The sequence below is a fragment of the Oleiphilus sp. HI0128 genome (genome assembly GCF_001635365.1).
The window spans coordinates 1-1,224 of record NZ_LWGG01000055.1; the positions used below are offsets into that span (position 1 = coordinate 1).

A 1,224-nucleotide genomic window follows, 5' to 3' on the forward strand; every position below is an offset into this window, starting at 1 on the left:
TGATCTCCCATTCTTCTGCATCCAGCTTTCCGGGCTTAAGTAGTATTCGATCGGGGATCCCTACCTTTCCAACATCATGCAATGGTGCTGTTCGGAACATTGCATCGATAGCTTCGTCATCTAACTCATCTTTATATTCGGGTAAGTCGCGCACCAGTTCTGCAAGTTGTTTAACGTAATGTTGGGTACGAACGATATGTAATCCGGTTTCCTGGTCACGGGTTTCGGCGAGCGTGGTGAGTGCGTTGATAACGACTTCCTGGGTATATCTAATTTCTTCAGTACGCTCTTGAACGCGTTGTTCAAGTAGCTGATTTTGCTCGGCAAGGGATTTCTTGGCAGCCCGCAAGGTAAGCTGGGTACGAATTCGAGCCAAGACAATGGGGGCTGAAATGGGCTTGGTAATATAGTCGACGGCACCATGGGCCAAGCCCGCGGCTTCGTCACAAACTTGGTTCATTGCGGTAACGAAGATTACGCGAATGTCGGACCACTCATCATGTTCTTTGATGCGGTCAAGCACCTCCATGCCCGACATACCAGGCATATTGACATCGAGCAAGATCAGTTCGATAGACTCATGCTGCTGCTCGAGCTGTTGTAATGCCTGAGTGCCATTAGTGGCGGCAATAAGATCGAACTCGGATTTGAGTGCTTCAGAAAGTAGACGTAAATTGATAGGTTCATCATCAACTATCATAATGAGCGGCTTGCTCATAGATATATCCTTTTAAGTAATTGTCCTAGAGTGCCTTGGTGCTAAAAACTATGCTATATAAGTATGCAGAGGATAGATCCGATGTCCAATAATTGCTGTTTCAATAAGTCGTGTAATTGATAAAGACACACGTTAAAATCGACAAATTCACTAAAATATAACAAAAGGCATAAATCATAAATGAGTGAACATGATTCTTCTTCCATCTTGTCATTAGTCGAAGCTCGTATTTTGGGGGCCTTGATGGAGAAACAGCTAACCACACCCGATGTCTATCCTTTAACGCTCAATAGCCTGGTGACAGCCTGCAATCAGAAAACTAGCCGTGAACCGGTGATGGATCTTTCTGAAGGTGATGTTCAACAGAGCCTTTATGACTTACAGAAGCGGGCCTTGGTAAAATTTGAGTACGGTTCAAGAGCGGATAAATATGACCAGCGTCTGACGCGTGAATATCATATGAATGACGCAGAGCACGCTATCTTTTGCATGCTCTTGCTGCGAGG

Annotated in this window: 2 protein-coding genes; one reads left to right on the plus strand and one right to left on the minus strand. The window is 45.0% G+C overall.

Annotation, left to right across the window (positions count from 1 at the left end; all coding sequences use genetic code 11):
- Window positions 1-718 (minus strand): two-component system response regulator (locus A3763_RS00760; RefSeq protein ID WP_156494785.1); only part of this gene is annotated, 718 nt, incomplete at its 3' end.
- Window positions 719-898: 180 nt separating this feature from the next.
- On the opposite strand from A3763_RS00760, the gene A3763_RS00765 reads away from it, so the two are divergent.
- Window positions 899-1,224, plus strand: a 326-nt coding sequence (locus tag A3763_RS00765) for a DUF480 domain-containing protein (protein WP_156494786.1), incomplete at its 3' end; no start/stop codon positions are given.